This is a genomic window from Streptomyces sp. NBC_00986, from assembly GCF_045162565.1.
Lineage (GTDB): Bacteria > Actinomycetota > Actinomycetes > Streptomycetales > Streptomycetaceae > Streptomyces.
Window position 1 is genome coordinate 9,072,357 of record NZ_CP108733.1, and the last position, 16,797, is coordinate 9,089,153.

Genomic DNA, 16,797 nt, shown 5'->3' on the forward strand with positions numbered 1-16,797 from the left:
TCGGCGTCGGCCTGATGTACGGGCTGTGGAAGCCGCGTGTGCTGGGTTCCTGGAAGGTTCCCGCCACCGGCCCGGTGATCCTCGCCGTCAACCACTCGCACAACATCGACGGCCCGATGGTCATCGGTGTGGCGCCCCGCGCTTCGCACTTCCTGGTCAAGAAAGAGGCGTTCGTGGGGCCGCTCGGGCCCTTCATGCGCGCCGTCGGGCAGCTGGAGGTGGACCGGTCGACCGCCGACCGTACCGCCGTCACCCGCGCGCTCGACGTCCTGAAGGGCGGCGGAGTCCTCGGGATCTTCCCCGAGGGCAGCCGCGGTGAGGGCGACTTCGCCGCGCTGCGCGCCGGGCTCGCCTACTTCGCGGTCCGCGGCGGCGCCCCGATCGTGCCGGTGGCCGTGCTGGGCAGCGCAGAGAAGAGCGGACGACTGATAAAGGCGCTGCCCCCGCTGCGCTCCCGCGTCGACGTCGTCTTCGGCGACCCGTTCGACGCGGGCGACGGCTCCGGCCGCCGTACGCGCAAGGCACTGGACGAGGCCACCGAGCGCATCCAGAAGCAGCTGGCCGCCCACCTGGACGATGCCAGGCGCCTCACCGGGCGCTAAGAGACACTTGAGTAGTGGATCACCCGAAATCCGGGGGTTCCACCGATCACCACGATGAACGAGGTACCGATCTTCATGAACGACCAGATCCAGCCCGACGGCTCCGGCGAGGAGCACGAGCACGGGGCTCTCGGCGACGCCGAGTACGCGGAGTTCATGGAGCTCGCCGCCGTAGAGGGCTTCGACATCGAGGACGTCGAGGGCGCCATCGGCGAGGCGGGACACGGGCCGCTGCCCGTCCTCGCCGTCGTCGGCCGGCCGAACGTCGGCAAGTCGACTCTCGTCAACCGCATCATCGGCCGCCGCGAGGCCGTCGTAGAGGACAAGCCCGGTGTCACGCGTGACCGTGTGACGTACGAGGCCGAATGGGCCGGGCGCAGGTTCAAGGTCGTCGACACCGGTGGCTGGGAGCAGGACGTCCTCGGGATCGACGCCTCCGTGGCCGCGCAGGCCGAGTACGCGATCGAGGCCGCCGACGCGGTCGTCTTCGTCGTCGACGCCAAGGTCGGCGCCACCGACACCGACGAGGCGGTCGTACGACTGCTGCGCAAGGCCGGGAAGCCCGTCGTGCTGGCGGCCAACAAGGTCGACGGCCTGAGCGGCGAGTCCGACGCTTCGTATCTGTGGTCCCTGGGGCTCGGTGAGCCGCACCCCGTCTCCGCGCTGCACGGGCGCGGTACCGGCGACATGCTGGACGCCGTCCTGGAGGCCCTGCCGGAGGCGCCCGAGCAGACCTTCGGCACCGCCGTGGGCGGGCCTCGCCGGATCGCGCTGATCGGGCGGCCGAACGTCGGCAAGTCCTCGCTGCTGAACCGGGTGGCCGGCGAGGAGCGCGTCGTCGTCAACGAGATCGCGGGTACGACGCGCGACCCGGTCGACGAACTGATCGAACTCGGCGGTATCACCTGGAAGTTCGTCGACACGGCGGGCATCCGCAAGCGCGTCCACCTCCAGCAGGGCGCCGACTACTACGCCTCGCTGCGCACCGCCGCCGCCGTCGAGAAGGCGGAGGTCGCGGTCATCCTGATCGACGCCTCCGAGTCCATCTCGGTGCAGGACCAGCGCATCGTCACCATGGCCGTCGAGGCGGGCCGCGCGATCGTCCTCGCCTTCAACAAGTGGGACACCCTCGACGAGGAGCGCCGCTACTACCTGGAGCGCGAGATCGAGACCGAGCTCGCCCAGGTCTCGTGGGCGCCCCGGGTGAACGTCTCGGCGCGCACCGGCCGCCACATGGAGAAGCTGGTCCCGGGCATCGAGACCGCGCTGGCCGGCTGGGAGACGCGGGTCCCGACGGGCCGACTGAACGCGTTCCTCGGCGAGTTGGTCGCCGCCCACCCGCACCCGGTCCGCGGCGGCAAGCAGCCCCGCATCCTCTTCGGCACCCAGGCCGGCACCAAGCCCCCGCGCTTCGTGCTCTTCGCCTCCGGCTTCATCGAGGCCGGCTACCGCCGTTTCATCGAGCGCCGCCTCCGCGAGGAGTTCGCCTTCGAGGGCACCCCGATCCACATCTCGGTCCGGGTCCGCGAGAAGCGCGGCAAGAAGAAGTAGCCGCAGCCGTACGGCTGTTCTCACGGCCGGTTGTTCTACGACGAAGAGGGCGGCCCCTGTCGATACAGGGGCCGCCCTCTTCGTGTGCGTGCCGTGCCGGGTCAGATGCCTCGGCGCGGGCCGGGCGGCAGGGCCGCCGGGATGTGGTGCATCCCGGTGTGGCCGTGCTGTTGCTGCTGCCCGGAGTGACCGAGCTGCCCGACGCGCTGCCACTGCGACTGCTGCCGGGCGCTGTAGGCCCCCGCGCTGTACGCGCTGTACGAGCCCCCGCCGATGGAACCCCCGCCGAACGAACCGCCGCTGAACGAGCCCGTGCTGTGCGGGCTGTGCCCGAAGGCGGTGAAGCCCAGCTCCTCCTCGCCGCTGCGGTCACCCGGCAGCGAGCGGAAGGTCTTGACCCACTCCGAGTAGAGCCGGTCGTAGATCGGCGTGGCCGATGGACCGCCGGGGCTGTCCCGGTCCGATCGCGAGGACGGGATCGACTGGTAGGGCCGGCTGCGGGGAACGTCATATGCGTGCACGTATGTCCAAACGACGCGTGACCTGAAGGGATGCGGCTCAGGTGCCCGCGAGCGGCAGCGCGGAGCCGACCAACTGGCCGTTCGCCGCGGCCTTGTCGAGCGCGCTGCGGAGCAGGTCCTCGCGGGGCTGGCGGCCGATCGAGCCGACCGGTGCCGCGAACATCAGCACCTGCTGGTGCTTGTTGGCGGCGGCTCGCCAGCTGTCGGTGACCTGGAGCGGTTGGTGCGCCTGCCACCAGGCCACCGGGGAACCGCCGTTGCTGCTCGGCTGCAGCACCGCGTGCAGCTGGCCCGCCGCGAGCAGCACCGACCAGCCGTGCAGCACGGGCGGCACGGTGGTGATCTCGCTGAGCGGCATGAAGCCCTGCTCGATCAGCAGCGGCAGGAAGTCGTCCCCGGTGTCGGTCGAGCCGGGCCGCACGATGGGCGCGGTCGGCTCGACCACCAGGGCGGGGTGCAACTCCCCTGAGATCAGGACGAGTCCGCTGGTCACCCCGAGGACGGCCTGCTCGGGTACGGCCTTCTCCGGTGCGCCGGCCGGGGCGTGCGTGTTGCCGCTGATGGAGCGGACGGCGCCCTGCAACTGCTCCTCGGTGACCTGGACGATCTGGGAGGGCAGGCAGGTGGCGTGGGCGAAGGCGAGGACGGCGGTCTCGTCGCCGATGAACAGGACGGTGCTGGTGCGCTCCTGATCGGAGTCGCCCTGGGTGCGGCACGACGTGCAGTCGTAACTGCCCGGGGCGTTGTCTCCGGCGAGCAGCCGGTCGGCTTCTTCGTCGCCGATCTCGGCGCGTACGTCGTCGCTGACGTCGAGCATGCGCGGCACGGGTGGCTCCCTCGGAATGCGGTGCCCGGTGGGTCCCGGGCTCATGAAGGAGACAACGGAGGATCTGTGGCGGGAGTCACGCTCCAGAGCGAACCGAATCGAACCAACCGAAGCGGACGGTCACGGTCGGTACGGAATCGGACACTCCACGTCAACTCTGTGAAAGGTCAAGGGAGTTGGTCGCGTGAACCGAGTCACAGCACGTGTCGGCAACTGGTCGAAAAATCGTGAAATCAGCGAATGTAGTGGGTGGCCGAAAAGTGACGATACCCACGGTAACAGTGAACTGGCCTGCGGCGACGGGGAGTTGGTCGACATCGGCTCGTCCACCTCCGTACATTCCTCCGCCGTGTGCAACGAGCACCGCTCGGGACACGTCCGCCGGCCGAACAAGCCAGCAAGCAGCACCACTTCCGGCGGACGGGGAGGAGCGCGAGGACCGCGTCGATGCGCGGGAGCCGCGAACCGCCTTGGGGGACCCCGGGTTGTTGGAGAGGGAACTACATGTCCGAATGTGCCGATACCACTCGCGAGAACGCTCCTGAGACCCACCGCAAGGGTCAAGTGCGTACGACGGCGGTCCTCGCCGGGGCGGCCCTGCTCGCCCCCCTCGGACTGCTGGCCGCAAGCGGCAACGCCGCGGCGGCCGACAGCGGGGTGTGGGACCGCATCGCCCGGTGCGAGAGCGGCGGCAACTGGCACATCAACACCGGCAACGGCTACTACGGAGGACTCCAGTTCTCCGCCGGAACCTGGCGCGCCTACGGCGGTTCGGCCTACGCGGCCACTGCGGACCAGGCCTCCAAGTCCGCGCAGATCGCCGTCGCCGGCAAGGTCCAGCGGGCCCAGGGCTGGGGCGCCTGGCCGGTCTGCTCGGCGAAGGCCGGAGCGAGCGGCAGCGCACCCGCGGCCTCCTCCGGCACGGTGAGCGAGAAGTCGACGACGAAGACGAAGAAGTCGACGTCCGAGTCGACGACGAAGAAGTCGACCAAGAAGGCGACCCCGTCGAAGCCCGCGAACACGCCGGCCCGCGGGACGAACAACGCCTCGCGCGGCACGTCCCGCGGCGACTACACCGTCCGCGAGGGCGACACGCTCAGCGCCATCGCCGCCCAGCACGGGACCACTTGGCGGAAGGTCTACGCCGCCAACAAGTCCGTCATCGGCGCCGACCCCGATCTGATCGTCCCCGGCCAGCAGCTCGACCTCTGAGCCGAACGGCCTCTGGGCGGACGGTCTTTGAGATGAACGACCTCTGGGCCGAACCGCTCGCACGCCGCCCCCGTCCGGTCCTCCGACCGGGCGGGGGCGCGCCCGTCACTCCAGTTCGGCCGCCTCGCCGCTGAACACGACGGTCCCGCGCCGCAGTTCGTACACGATCGCCGCCCGGCCGCGCAGCACCGGCGGCAGCCGTTGCTCGGCCACGACCACGCACGCGTCCAGCCCGCCCAGCAGTTCGTACGTGTGCGCCGCGACCGCGGGCGACATGCCCTGCGCCGGTTCGTCGACGAGCACGACACGCGCGCGTGCCAGCAGGGCCCGGGAGAGCGCCAGCATCCGCTGCTCGCCGCCGGAGAGGGTGCCGGCCCGGCGGGGGAGCAGGGGGCCCAGTTGCGGATACGCGTCGAGGGCAACAGCGTAGTCCCGCGAGGCGAGTTCGAGGTTCTCGTGGACGGTGAGGGACCCGAACACGGCCCGCCGTTCCGGCACCAGGCACAGTCCCCGGCGGGCCCGTTCGTACGCGGGCATACGGGTCACCTCGGCGCCGTCCCACACCACCGCGCCGCCCGACAGCGCGACCGTACCGGCTAGGGCGCGCAGGGCAGTTGTACGGCCGGAGCCGTTGCGGCCCAGCAGGACGGTGAGTCCGTGGGCGGGGGCCGCGAGGGTGACGCCGTGCAGGGCTTCGAGGGGGCCGTAGCGCACGCGCGCGTGGCGCAGGGCGATGGTCATGCGGGGGTCTCCCGGGTGGCCTCGTGTGTGCCGGGTGCGTCGAGAACGCGATCGGGCGGGCCGGAGGAGACGATGCGGCCCGCGGCCATCACATGGACCACGTCGGCGAGGTCGGCGACCAGGTCGAGGTCGTGCTCGACGACGAGGAGGGCGATGCCCTCGGCGGCCAGCGCCCTCAACACCAGGGTCAGCGCGGTCACTTCGGCGGTGTCGAGTCCGGCGGCGGGCTCGTCGAGCAGCAGCACGCGGGGGCCGCCGGCGAACGCCCGCGCCAACTCGACCCGGCGCAACGTCCCGGTGGGCAGGTCGGCGGCGGGCAGCGACCGTACGTCCCCGTCCAGCCCGAACAGCCGCAACGCCCGCTCCACGGCGCCGGGTTCGGTGACCCGGCCCTGTTCGGCACCCACGCGCACGTTCTCCGCGACGGTCAACGAGGGGAACACGGCGAGCTGTTGAAAGGTCCGGGCGATCCCGAGCCGGGTGCGGGCGTGCGCGGCCAGCCTCGTGATGTCCCGCCCCCCGAGCCGGACCTGCCCCCGCGCGGGCCGCACGGTCCCGGCCAGACAGTGGAACAGGGTGCTTTTTCCGGCCCCGTTGGGCCCCACGACGGCGGTGACCTGCCCGGCCCGCACGACGAGATCGACCCCGTCCAGCGCGGTGAAGCCACCGTAGCGGGCGTGCAGGGTGTGGGCGGTGAGGAGGGGGGAGGTGGTGCGTGGTCGGGGGAGGAGGGCCGGTCCGGACGTGGGAGTGGGCCTGGGTGGGGGCGCCTTGTGGGGCGGGTGCGCGTTTTCGATGGGTGTGGCGGGTGCGGGGTCCCGGGGTGTTGGTTCCGCCGGGTTGCTCCGCTGCCCGGGTTCGGTGGCGTGTCCTGACCCGGCGTCGGGCTGGGCTGGGCGTTCAACACCCTTGTGGGCAGGTGTATTTGCTCCCGATTCGCCACGCTGTCCGGACCCGGGCGCGCGCCCCCGCAGACTCCGTGCTCCAGACGTTCGCCCGGCATCGGGCTCCGCCTGGCGCGCAACACCCGCGCGCACACCCGCCGTTGAGCCCGCCCGTACTGTCTGTACCGCTGGCCCCGGCACGCTCACCGCCCGCAGCTTCCGCCGTGCCCTCACCCCCAACGCCGTGAGCCGTGCCCGTCGTTGAGGTCGCAGACGCCCCGCCACCGTCCGCAACGCCTCGTACGGCCCCCCGGGAAACCGTCCTACGCACACCGCCAACACGCCGATCAGTGCCGCCGCCACCCCGCCGCGCGCCCCCGCGTCCAGCCCGACCAGCAGGGCAGCGGCCGCCAGCGCGCCCAGTGTGCTGTCGGCGCCCAGGACGACCACCGCGGCGAACCACAACAACCCCCGGACGGGGTCGTAGGCCGAGGGGTCGAAGGCGCGGACGCCCATGCCGAGCATGCCGCCGCCCAGGGCGGCCAGGGCGGCACCCGCGACGAAGGCCAGGAGTTTCAGGGACGGGACCTGGACGCCCGATGCGGACGCGCCCTGTTCGTGGTCGCGGAGGGCGGCGAGGGCGCGGCCCGTGCGGCCTCGGCGCAGGGCGTGGGCGGTCAGTAACGCGGTTGCCAGGAGCGCGAGTTCGAGGACGTAGTACGCGCGGTCGCCGTCGAAGCCCGACGGGCGGGTCAGTGACAGGCCCGACGTGGCGTACGGCTGGGCGAAGACGAAGCGGCTCACCCCGACGCCGACCGCGAAGGTCGCGAGGGCGAGGGACAGGCCGTGGCGGCTGATCGCGGGCCAGCCGGTCAACAGGCCCAGGGGAGCGACGAGGAGGACGGCCACCGCGAGCGCGGCCAGTTCCGGGAGGCGGGGGAGGAGCGGGAAGCGGCCCGCCGCCAGCAGGGCCGTGAACAGGGCACCCAGGCCCGCGTACGCCGCCTGTCCCAGCGCGAGTTGGCCGCCGCGTCCGGTGACCACCACCAGGGACAGCAACACCACGCCCAGTGCCGGGACTTGGACCGAGGTGTGCAGGTCCGAGCCCGCGAAGCCGAGGGGGAGGAGGAACAGCACCCCGGCCACGATCCAGGCACCGGGAGGTGTCGCCACGCGGGCCGTCGCCGTACGCGGGAGGGCGTCCCGGGAGCCGAGACCGGGCAGCGCCAGCGCCGCGACCAACAGGGCGACCACGAACAGGTTCGCGTCCGCCGCCTGCAGCAACTCGCCCTCCCAGCCCGGCAGATGAAACCGCGTCAACTGGCTCTGCCCGACCCCGATCCCCAACGCCACCACCACGGCGACCGGCAGACTCCGCATCCGCGCGGCCACCGCGACCGCCACCACCTCCATGACGAGCAGCGGCAGACCGTACGGGTCCAGGCGCACGGACGGCGCGAGGAGCACGCCCGTCAGGCCTGCCGTGAAGGACCCGAACGCCCAGCCCGCCGAAGCCACCCGGTCCGCGTCCACCCCACCCAGTACCGCGAGTTGGCGGTCGTCCACGACAGCCCGCAGCTCCCGCCCGAACCGCGTCCACCGGATGACCGCCCCAACTCCGGTGGCCAGTACGAGCACCACCGCCAACTGCCCCCAGGGATCGGCCGACACCAGTTCCGGCGCGTCGTCCCGCGCCCCCTGCCCCCACACCAGCGCGGCCCCGCCGACCAGCAGCACGAACACCCCGATGGACGCGACCAGGGTCTGCGCCGGATCGCCGCCGAGGACCGCCAACGGGCGGAAGACGAACCGTTCCAGGGCCACTCCGATGCCCGGCGCCAGGAAGAGCAGGGTCACCATCGAACCGAGCCACAGCGGCCAGCCCCACCCGACCACGCACTGCCGCAGCACATACGCGCACACCATCGCGATCGCACCGTGCGCGAAGTTGAGGACGCCGGTCGCCCGGTACGTCACGATCAGGCCGATCCCGGTGAGCGCGGCGGCGCTGCCGATGGACAGGCCGGCGAGGGTGAGGTCGTAGGTGAAGGCCGACATCAAGGCCATCAGTCGTCGGCTTCGGCGGGTTCGCAGATCGGGCAGGGGCTCAACTCGCCGTTCGCCACGAGCTTCGAGTCCACCGGCACCGCCTCCGGCTTCCCGGCGACCAACGGGCAGTCCGCGCGGTGCCAGAGCGTGCCGCCCGGCACCATCAGCAGGTCCCCGCTGACCGCCACGGGCGCTGCGGCGGCCCGCGCGGACTCCTCGGCGTCGGCGGGTTCGGCGGCCACGAGAAGGGCGTACAGCTCCTCCACGCGGGCGGCGGCGAGGGCGCTGCGGCCGTGGGTGAGCAGGATCGCGGCGGCGACGATCAGGGCGGCGCCGGGGATCGTGCAGGAGGCCAGGTAGGGGAGTTGGCGTTCCGCGTAGCGCTCGCCGGAGATGCCGTACCAGCCGATCACGCACAGGACCGCGCCCGCGGCGAGCGCGGCCCAGCCGGCCCACAGGGCGGGGTGCACGGTCCGCAGTCGGGCTGTCCGCATTTACGGCCCCCACATGTCGTGTGTCTGTCCATGCCGGCCAATGGCTTGCACTATGCCTTCTGACACCTGACCTGAAAACACCGGGCGAGCACGGCCCGGAACGACACCCGGCGGTGAGCCACATGGTTCTCGGGAGCGACCTCAGGCGAAGGAACACAAGGCGCGTGCGGGGCACGGTGGTCACGGCGGCCATGGTGCTCGTGCTCGGTCCGGTACTCGCGGCCTGCAGCGACGACAGCGGCGGCGGGAGCGACAGCGCCTCACCGCCCACACCGTCCGTCGAGCAGACGACGAGCGCACCGGCGACCGCGCCCGCCGACCCGGCCGCCGCGACGACGCAGATCAAGGCCAACTGGAAGAAGTTCTTCGACCCGGCCGGCTCCAGCGCGGACAAACAGGCCGTCCTGGAGAACGGCGACAGGATGGGCCCGGTCCTGAAGGCCTTCAGCGGCGACAAGCGCGGCGGCCAGGTCCAAGCAGTCGTCCAGAAGGTCGAGTTCACGTCGGCGACCCAGGCGACCGTGACCTACAGCCTCACCCTGAACGGCGCCACCGCTCTCCCGAACGCCTCCGGGACGAGCGTCCAACAGGGCGGCACCTGGAAGGTGTCCGTCAACACCCTGTGCGCGCTGGTGGCGTTGAGCGGCGATGCCTCGCAGTCGCCCGGGGCGGGCTGCTGAGGCCGCTGTCGCGGTGCTGCTGCTCCTCGGGGGCACGGCCTGCGGCAGCCGCCTCCCGGAGAGCGACTTCGAGCACGGCAACTCCCGTACGCCCGCGCCCGGTAACGGCACTCCGATCCGGGTCGGCATCATCACCAGCGCGACCAGCCCGGTCGGCGGCGACACCTTCACCGGCCCCCGCGACGGCGCCAAGGCGTACTTCGACCGCCTCGACGCGCGCGGGGGCATCGACGGGCACCCGGTCGAGGTGCGGCTGTGCGACGACGGCGGCAGCGGGGTCGGCAACAACGCGTGCGTGCACCGACTCATCGACGAGGACAAGGTCGTCGCCCTGGTCGCCACCACCGCCCTCGACTACGCGGGCGCCTCTCGCGTCTCCCACGCGCGTGTGCCCGACATCGGCGGCCAGCCCATCGGGTCCGCCTACGACACGTACCCGCACCTGTACGGCATCTACGGCAGCCTCGCGCCCCGCGCCGGGACACCGGGCTGGGGCGGGCAGTCGTACGGCGGTACGGAGGTCTACCGGTACTTCAAGCGCGAGCGGGGCGCCCGTACCGCCGCCGTCGTGTCGTACAACCAGGCCGCGTCCGCCGCCTACGCCCGGCTCGTCGAGCAGGGGCTGAAGGCCGAGGGGTACAAGGTCGTCACCGAGCAGGTCGACTTCGCGCTGCCCAACTTCCGTGCCGTGGCGGCCGACTTGAAGCAGCAGGGTGCCGACCTGGTCTTCGACGCCATCGACACGCACGGGAACGCCCAACTGTGCGAGGCGATGGACCAGGTCGGCGTCAAGGTCATCGCCAAGGTGACGAACGTCCAGAACTGGACATCCACCGTCCCGGAGGACTACAAGAACTCCCCGCGCTGCCGCAACGCCCTGTGGGCGACCGGGTCCAGCCGCGACTTCGACGACACCTCGCAGGCGGCCGTACGGGACTTCAGGGATGCGACGAAGGGGCTGAAGACGCATTCCCAGTGGCAGTTGGAGGGGTGGGCGGCGGCGATGTGGTTCACGGACGCGGCGCGGGCGTGCACGAAAACGGGCGTCACGCGCGCGTGCGTCGACGGCTTCATGAACCGGAGCGAGAACTACACCGCAGGCGGGCTGTTGGTTCCGGTCTCCTTCGAGCGGCTCGCCGAACCGCCGAAGACGCGTAGGACCTGTCTGTCCGTGGCCCGCTGGCAGGACGGCAGGGGGTGGGTCCCGCAAGGGGACATGAACAGCACCTGTTTCGACGTGCCGCAACTGGCGTACCGCCCTTGATAGAGACTTCGACCATGTTGGAGACCTCGGCACGACTCCTGCGTCTGCTCTCGCTGCTCCAGGCCCACCGCGAGTGGTCCGGCGCCGACCTGGCCGACCGGCTCGGGGTCACCCCACGTACGGTGCGCCGGGATGTGGACCGGCTGCGGGAGCTGGGGTATCCGGTCAACGCCAGTCCTGGCACGGGCGGCGGCTACCAGCTGGGCGCGGGCGCCGAGTTGCCGCCGTTGCTGCTGGACGACGACGAGGCGGTCGCCGTGGCGGTCGGGCTGCGTACCGCCGCCGGGCAGGGCATCGAGGGCATCGGTGAGACCTCCGTACGCGCCCTCACGAAGCTCGAACAGGTGCTGCCGAGCCGGTTGCGCCGCCGGGTGGGCGCCCTCAACGCGTTCACCGTGCCGATGCTGCACAACACGCTGCCGTCCGCCGTCGACCCGGCCGTGCTGACCGAGCTGGCCGCCCTGTGTCGGGACGCCGAGCGGCTGCGCTTCGACTACGAGAGCCACGACGGCACCCCGACCCGCCGCAGTGTCGAACCGCACCGCCTGGTGTGCACCGAGCGGCGCTGGTACCTCGTCGCCTGGGACCTGGACCGCGAGGACTGGCGCACCTTCCGCGTCGACCGCATCACGCCCAGGCCGCCGCACGGGCCGCGCTTCACCCCGCGCGAGCCACCGGCCGAGGACCTCGCCGCGCACGTGTCGAAAGGGGTCTCCACGCGCGCGTACGCCTCGCACGCCGTCGTCCGGCTGCTCGTGCCCCTCCAGGAGGCGGCCGAACGGATCTCACCGTCCGGCGGGACGCTGGAGGCCGACGGACCGGACGCCTGTCTGCTGCGGACCGGGGCCCCGAACCTCGACCTGATGGTGATCCACGTGATGATGATGGGCTTCGACTTCGAGGTCCTGGAGCCCGTCGAGCTGACCGAGAGGATCAGGACGGCCCGGGACCGGCTGTCCCGCGCGCTGGACCGGCACGGCCCGGGAGCCGACGGCGATTCTGTGCTGAAACGGTGAACTCTTATGCGGCGTCAGCTCCCGCCGTAGCGCACGGAATCGGAATGGAAAGGGGCACCCGGCCGGTTCTCGCGCCACTTTCCGCGGGGCTATTCGGGGAGCCGGACCGACATGCGGGAATTACGTTCGAATGCCTGCGGAAGGCGTACGGAACCGCTCATACGTGTGAGGGATGCAGAACAAAACACACGTCCTGATCCTGTGACAGAAGTGTGACCGGAGAGGGACGGAGAGAGCGCAAGAGGGGCTAGCGTGGCGGGCATGGCATCCATTCCGACTCCACCGGCAGAGCCCCAGGACAGTCCGAACAGCTATGTGGGCCTCGACGCCACAGAGGCCGAGCGGCTCGCGCGGGAGCGCGGCTGGCCGACCGTGCGGTCGCTGCCGCCGGGGGCGATCATCACCATGGAGTTCCGCGTGGGACGGCTCAACTTCGAGGTCAAGGACGGCACGGTGGCGCGCGCCTGGAAGGGCTGAGCGCGGACGTGACGAAGGCCCCGGTTCCGCTGGCGGAACCGGGGCCTTCTTGATGCGCGGGGATGGTTGTGCGTACCGGCCCCGCGGCCTGGGACGGGGGTCAGCCGCCTGTCGCCGGACGGGCCGTGGCCGTGGCCGGGGCGGTGCCGCGAGCCACGCGGTCGGGGTGCGGCGGGCGGCGGCTGCCGATCGGGGTGACCGGGGTGCGCTCCGAGCGGGTCGTGTGCGGGCCCGGGGCTAGATGGGCGGGTGGCCGGGCCGTACGGCTCGCGGTGACCGTCTCGCGGGCCGCGGGGACCTCGTCGCCCGAGGAGGAGGCGCGCGGCTTGAGCAGCACCGGCGCGGTGACCGGGGAGGCGGGTGCGGGCGCGGGTGCCGTATCGCCGCGACGGGCACGCCAGCGGTCGCGCAGGTCGAAGATCCGGGTCTCCGCCAGGGCGATCAGCGGCTCGCACCACGGGAGGGCGAGCAGGACCAGCAGACCGGCGGCCCAGCCGAGCAGCACATCGCTCAGCCAGTGCGTGCCGAGGTAGACCGTGGCGAGACCGACGCCGAGCGAGGTCACCGCGGACGCGGCGGACAGCCAGCGGCGGGCGGCCGGCGTGGAGGCCAGATACGCCAGGATTCCCCAGGTCACGACCGCGTTGGCGGTGTGGCCGCTGGGAAATATATCGCCGCCCAGACCCATCTCGTTCGAGCCGATGACGGTGGCGTAGTGCGGGCCGAGACGGCCCATGCCGAGCTTGGCCGCGCCGACCGTGATGTTCAGCAGCAGCAGCAGGGTGCCCAGGGTCAGCAGCGGGCGCAGCGTGTGCTGCCGCCAGGAGCGCCAGCCCAGCCAGGCCGCGACCATCACCGCGGTGGGGCCGCGCTGGCCGAGGACCACGTAGTAGTCGACGAACCAGTGGATGCCGGCCCACTGCTGGTACGGCCGGAAGAACATGACCTGCCAGTCGAACCGGACCAGCCAGGACGTGGTCACGACGAGCCACACGATCGCCAGATAGAAGGCCAGGGTCGCCGCGAAGAGCACGACCCTGTGCCGGCTCATCTTCGGCACATCGATGTTGGCCGGCCGTTCGGGTTCACGGTCCAGCCTCGCGAACACCCGGTCCAGACGGGTGAGGTTTCGTTCGGTACGCACTCAATCGACGTTACAGCGAGTGAGTGTGGATCCCCGGCGAATCAGCGGCTTTGTGATGACGATGTGATGTGGGAAAGCTCTCAGGAGCAGGTTTATTTCCGAGGATTCCGCAATCCCGGACGGCTCCGTCCTTCAATTCCTTTGATCATGCCGGGGTCGAGTTTTATGGCCCTTATGAATTAGTTCACCAAATGATGGGGGGGAATTGGCCGGGCGCTCATGGAGCGTGACGAGTGGATCATGGGCCGAGATGAGTGGATCATGGCGGACCGGAGCCGTTCAGCCAGAACGCCCCGTACACCGCCGATGCCACCGCGACACCGCCCACCACCCACGCTGACCTGGATGTACGCAGCCGGGCCAGGGCGAGCGCGAGGGGGAGCAGCAGGGGGAAGGCGGGCATCAGCAGGCGCGGTTTCGAGCCGAAGTAGCTCGACGCGCACAGCGCGAGCGCGGTGACGACGCCTGTGTACACCAGGAGCGGAAGCGGCTGGCCCTGCCGGACGCCCACGACGTACAGCCAGAGCACCAGCCCGACTCCGACGATCAGTCCCACCCCGGCCAGGGCCGAGGGGAACGACGTGAACTTCTCGCCGACGAAACGGGCGAAGGCCGCACCCCCGTCGAAACCGTTGCGCCAGCCCGCCTGCACGTCGAGATAGCCCAGCGGACCCTTGCCGGTGCGATGGCCGACCCACAGGACGTACCCGGCGGCGCCCAGGGGCGCGAGCACCATCCCGAGGGCGCGCGACCAGACCCGCGCGCCGGGCGCGGGCGCCGTGCTGCGGTCGTGCACGGAAGAGGACCCCGCGCGCGAGGCGAATCCGGTGAACCGCGAGGCGAATCCGGTGAACGACGTGATGCCCGCGACCCACACCGCCGCGACGACCGCGAGCCCCACGGGCCGCGTCAGCCCGGCCAGCAGCGCCAGCGTGCCCGCCGTCAGCCAGCGGCCCGTCAGCACGGCGTACAGGGACCACGCGGCGAGTGCGGTGAAGAGCGACTCGCTGTACGCCATCGACTGCACGATCCCGACCGGGAGTACAGCCCACAGCAGTACGGCACACACGCCCACGCGACGGCCGTAGACGTGTTCCGTGACCGCGAAGATCCCCCAGGCCGCCGCGAGCGAGGCAACGAGGCTCACCACGAGACCGCCGTCCGCGTACGACAGCGGGGACACCGCGTGCATGAACCTTTCCAGCCAGGGCAACAGCGGGAAGAAGGCGAGGTTCGAGTGGACGTCGCCGTTCGGGAGGCGGACCTCGTAGCCGTAACCGAGGTCGGCGACCCGCGTGTACCAGAGGGCGTCCCACCGCGCCGTCAGCAAGGTGTGGGCGCTCTTGCCGCGCGCCGCGCTCCACACCGCGAGCACCACCAGGCTCAGGGTGCGGACGGCGGCGTACCCGATGAGGGCCGGGGCCGCCCGGCGCAGAGGTGCTGCGAGATCGTTCACGGACCCGATTATCGAGGGGGCGCGGAACCGGCAGGCCCGGCGGGGCGTGGTCCACAGAAGGGCGAGTGGTGTACGCCACACGTGTTCTCCGGGGAGTGTGAGAGGTCCGCCACGTGGCATTGGCGTGAACTCGCGTACGCTGACGGCTCACTCGCCTTCGTTGCGCGGGTCGGAGACACCGCTCCTCTCCGGCCGCAGTCACGGGGAGTCCCCACCCCGTGAGCCCCGCCGAACGCGAGGGAACATCTGGGAGGTAGTACATGTCCGGGACGACCATGGCTGCCGCAGCGCTGCGCCGTCGGGCGGCCGGGGCCGGTGCCAACCGCTGGGTCGTCCTCGTCGTCCTCTGCGTCAGCCTGCTTCTCGTCGCGCTCGACGCCACCGTCCTCCATGTCGCGGTGCCCGCCGTCACCGAGGACCTCAAGCCCGGTGCGATAGAGCTGCTCTGGATCGTCGACGTCTATCCGCTGGTCTGCGCCTCGCTCCTCATCCTCTTCGGCACGCTCGGCGACAGAGTGGGCCGCAGGCGGATCCTCCTTCTCGGCTACGGCCTCTTCGGCGTCGCCTCCGGGCTGGCCGCCCTCGCGCATGACGCCCAGGTCCTGATCCTCGCGCGCGCCCTGCTCGGCGTCGGCGGCGCGATGATCATGCCGGCCACGCTGTCGATCCTCCGCCAGGTCTTCCCCGACCGGCGTGAGCGGGCGGTGGCGATCGGCGTGTGGAGCGCGGTGGCGGCGGTGGGCGCGGCGGTCGGCCCGCTGCTCGGCGGCTTCCTTCTCGAACACTTCTGGTGGGGCTCGGTCTTCCTCGTCAACATCCCCCTGATGCTGATCAGCCTCCCGATCGGCCGGCTCCTGCTCCCCGAGTCCCGGGGTGATCGCAACGGCCCGTGGGACGTCGTCGGCGCGCTCATGGCCGCGGGCGGTCTCTTCGGCGTCGTCTTCGGCGTGAAGCGGCTCGGTGGCGGGGAGCCCGTGGAGAGCGGCTGGACGGTGGCTCCGCTGCTCGTGGGCGCGGTGCTGCTGGTTCTTTTCGTACGACGGCAACGGCGCCGTACGCATCCGCTGGTGGACCTGAAGATGTTCCGCAGGCCGGCGTTCAGCACGTCGGTCGGCTGCATCGTGCTGGCGATGCTGGCACTGGTGGGCCTGGAGCTGATCGCGGCGCAATACCTGCAACTGGTGTTGGGGTTGTCCCCCCTCCAGACGGGTCTACGGCTGCTGCCGCTGACGTTCGCGGCGATGGCTGCGGGGTTGTTCGGGGCGCGGATGCTAAGGCGATTCGGCCCGCGCCGGATGGTGTGCTTCGGGTTCTGTCTGACCGCGTTCTCGGTGCTGACGCTGACCGCGATGGGCGAGCGGGACAACACGGGGTTGTTGCTCTTCGGGTTCCTGCTGCTGGGGTTCGGACTGGAGATGACGCTCTTCGGGGCGTACGAGTCGATGCTGAGCGAGGCGCCGCCGGCCCAGGCGGGTGGCGCGGCGGCCATAGGCGAGACCTCCTACCAACTCGGCGCGGGCATCGGCATCGCGCTCCTCGGCAGCGTGATGAACGCGGCGTACGCGCCCGGGCTGTCGTCCGTTCCCGGTGTACCGGCGTCCGCGTCGGCGTCCGCGGGGCATTCGCTGGGCGAGGCCTACGACGTCGCCGGGCGTCTCGGCGGGGCGCGTGGCGCCGCCCTGCGCGACGTGGCCCGGCACGCCTTCGTCCACGGCCTGCATGTCACGTTGCTCGTCAGTGCGGGGTTGCTGCTGCTGGGCGCGGTGATGGCATTGCGCCTGCCCCGAGTGATGCAGTGCGAGGCACCTCTGGCCACGGTCCCCGCCCCCAGGGAAGTAGCAGACTCCCGCGTCTCCGCCTGACCCAAGACGCTCTCCCAC

Annotated in this window: 15 protein-coding genes; 8 read left to right on the plus strand and 7 right to left on the minus strand. The window is 71.4% G+C overall.

Annotated features, from left to right (window positions below):
• Positions 1-14: 14 nt before the first annotated feature.
• Together OG504_RS40775 and der are read left to right on the plus strand one after the other, a co-directional pair.
• Complete coding sequence (locus tag OG504_RS40775; RefSeq protein WP_405996566.1) at positions 15-602, plus strand: lysophospholipid acyltransferase family protein; 588 nt, start codon at positions 15-17, stop codon at positions 600-602.
• Between the two features lie 75 nt (positions 603-677).
• Positions 678-2,153 (plus strand): ribosome biogenesis GTPase Der, encoded by a 1,476-nt coding sequence (gene der, locus OG504_RS40780; RefSeq protein ID WP_033286322.1) that lies wholly within the window; start codon positions 678-680, stop codon positions 2,151-2,153.
• 101 nt (positions 2,154-2,254) lie between these two features.
• Here der and OG504_RS40785 read toward each other — a convergent pair whose 3' ends face one another.
• Both OG504_RS40785 and OG504_RS40790 read right to left on the minus strand, forming a co-directional pair.
• Complete coding sequence (locus OG504_RS40785; RefSeq protein ID WP_405994272.1) at positions 2,255-2,674, minus strand: hypothetical protein; 420 nt, start codon at positions 2,672-2,674, stop codon at positions 2,255-2,257.
• 37 nt (positions 2,675-2,711) lie between these two features.
• Positions 2,712-3,500 (minus strand): hypothetical protein, encoded by a 789-nt coding sequence (locus tag OG504_RS40790; RefSeq protein WP_405994273.1) that lies wholly within the window; start codon positions 3,498-3,500, stop codon positions 2,712-2,714.
• A 504-nt stretch (positions 3,501-4,004) separates the two neighbouring features.
• On the opposite strand from OG504_RS40790, the gene OG504_RS40795 reads away from it, so the two are divergent.
• Complete coding sequence (locus OG504_RS40795; protein ID WP_405994274.1) at positions 4,005-4,712, plus strand: transglycosylase family protein; 708 nt, start codon at positions 4,005-4,007, stop codon at positions 4,710-4,712.
• 105 nt (positions 4,713-4,817) lie between these two features.
• Here OG504_RS40795 and OG504_RS40800 read toward each other — a convergent pair whose 3' ends face one another.
• The 3 genes from OG504_RS40800 to OG504_RS40810 are packed head-to-tail and all read right to left on the minus strand — an operon-like array spanning position 4,818 to position 8,880.
• Positions 4,818-5,453: an ATP-binding cassette domain-containing protein gene (locus OG504_RS40800; RefSeq protein WP_405994275.1), complete on the minus strand. Its 636-nt coding sequence runs from the start codon at positions 5,451-5,453 to the stop codon at positions 4,818-4,820.
• On the minus strand, positions 5,450-8,395 hold the full coding sequence (locus OG504_RS40805; RefSeq protein WP_405996567.1) for an ABC transporter permease subunit: 2,946 nt from the start codon (positions 8,393-8,395) through the stop codon (positions 5,450-5,452). Before OG504_RS40805 ends, OG504_RS40800 begins: the two co-directional genes overlap by 4 nt.
• A gap of 8 nt (positions 8,396-8,403) precedes the next feature.
• Positions 8,404-8,880 (minus strand): hypothetical protein, encoded by a 477-nt coding sequence (locus tag OG504_RS40810; RefSeq protein WP_405994276.1) that lies wholly within the window; start codon positions 8,878-8,880, stop codon positions 8,404-8,406.
• Between the two features lie 122 nt (positions 8,881-9,002).
• Between OG504_RS40810 and OG504_RS40815 the strand changes: the two genes are divergently transcribed.
• From OG504_RS40815 to OG504_RS40830, 4 genes are all read left to right on the plus strand, one after another.
• Positions 9,003-9,560 carry a hypothetical protein gene (locus OG504_RS40815; RefSeq protein WP_405994277.1) on the plus strand — a complete coding sequence of 186 codons (558 nt, stop codon included), beginning with the start codon at positions 9,003-9,005 and terminating at the stop codon, positions 9,558-9,560.
• Positions 9,529-10,824 (plus strand): ABC transporter substrate-binding protein, encoded by a 1,296-nt coding sequence (locus OG504_RS40820; RefSeq protein WP_405994278.1) that lies wholly within the window; start codon positions 9,529-9,531, stop codon positions 10,822-10,824. The genes OG504_RS40815 and OG504_RS40820 overlap by 32 nt, the downstream gene beginning before the upstream one ends.
• 14 nt (positions 10,825-10,838) lie before the next feature.
• Complete coding sequence (locus OG504_RS40825) at positions 10,839-11,840, plus strand: helix-turn-helix transcriptional regulator (RefSeq protein ID WP_405994279.1); 1,002 nt, start codon at positions 10,839-10,841, stop codon at positions 11,838-11,840.
• A gap of 261 nt (positions 11,841-12,101) precedes the next feature.
• Positions 12,102-12,317 carry an I78 family peptidase inhibitor gene (locus OG504_RS40830; RefSeq protein ID WP_266767229.1) on the plus strand — a complete coding sequence of 72 codons (216 nt, stop codon included), beginning with the start codon at positions 12,102-12,104 and terminating at the stop codon, positions 12,315-12,317.
• 100 nt (positions 12,318-12,417) lie between these two features.
• Here OG504_RS40830 and OG504_RS40835 read toward each other — a convergent pair whose 3' ends face one another.
• Positions 12,418-13,461, minus strand: a complete 1,044-nt coding sequence (locus OG504_RS40835; protein ID WP_405994280.1) for a phosphatase PAP2 family protein — start codon at positions 13,459-13,461, stop codon at positions 12,418-12,420.
• Between the two features lie 259 nt (positions 13,462-13,720).
• Complete coding sequence (locus tag OG504_RS40840; RefSeq protein ID WP_405994281.1) at positions 13,721-14,917, minus strand: hypothetical protein; 1,197 nt, start codon at positions 14,915-14,917, stop codon at positions 13,721-13,723.
• A gap of 260 nt (positions 14,918-15,177) precedes the next feature.
• Here OG504_RS40840 and OG504_RS40845 point away from each other — a divergent pair, with 260 nt between their 5' ends.
• Complete coding sequence (locus tag OG504_RS40845) at positions 15,178-16,779, plus strand: MFS transporter (RefSeq protein WP_405994282.1); 1,602 nt, start codon at positions 15,178-15,180, stop codon at positions 16,777-16,779.
• The last annotated feature ends 18 nt before the right edge of the window (positions 16,780-16,797 follow it).

Coding starts and splice junctions, on each gene's coding strand:
- OG504_RS40775 (WP_405996566.1), top strand. CDS start 15: ATGTACGGGCTGTGGAAGCCGCGTGTGCTGGGTTCCTGGAAGGTTCCC.
- der (WP_033286322.1), top strand. CDS start 678: ATGAACGACCAGATCCAGCCCGACGGCTCCGGCGAGGAGCACGAGCAC.
- OG504_RS40795 (WP_405994274.1), top strand. CDS start 4,005: ATGTCCGAATGTGCCGATACCACTCGCGAGAACGCTCCTGAGACCCAC.
- OG504_RS40800 (WP_405994275.1), bottom strand. CDS start 5,453: ATGACCATCGCCCTGCGCCACGCGCGCGTGCGCTACGGCCCCCTCGAA.
- OG504_RS40805 (WP_405996567.1), bottom strand. CDS start 8,395: ATGTCGGCCTTCACCTACGACCTCACCCTCGCCGGCCTGTCCATCGGC.
- OG504_RS40810 (WP_405994276.1), bottom strand. CDS start 8,880: ATGCGGACAGCCCGACTGCGGACCGTGCACCCCGCCCTGTGGGCCGGC.
- OG504_RS40815 (WP_405994277.1), top strand. CDS start 9,003: ATGGTTCTCGGGAGCGACCTCAGGCGAAGGAACACAAGGCGCGTGCGG.
- OG504_RS40820 (WP_405994278.1), top strand. CDS start 9,529: ATGCCTCGCAGTCGCCCGGGGCGGGCTGCTGAGGCCGCTGTCGCGGTG.
- OG504_RS40825 (WP_405994279.1), top strand. CDS start 10,839: ATGTTGGAGACCTCGGCACGACTCCTGCGTCTGCTCTCGCTGCTCCAG.
- OG504_RS40830 (WP_266767229.1), top strand. CDS start 12,102: ATGGCATCCATTCCGACTCCACCGGCAGAGCCCCAGGACAGTCCGAAC.
- OG504_RS40845 (WP_405994282.1), top strand. CDS start 15,178: ATGTCCGGGACGACCATGGCTGCCGCAGCGCTGCGCCGTCGGGCGGCC.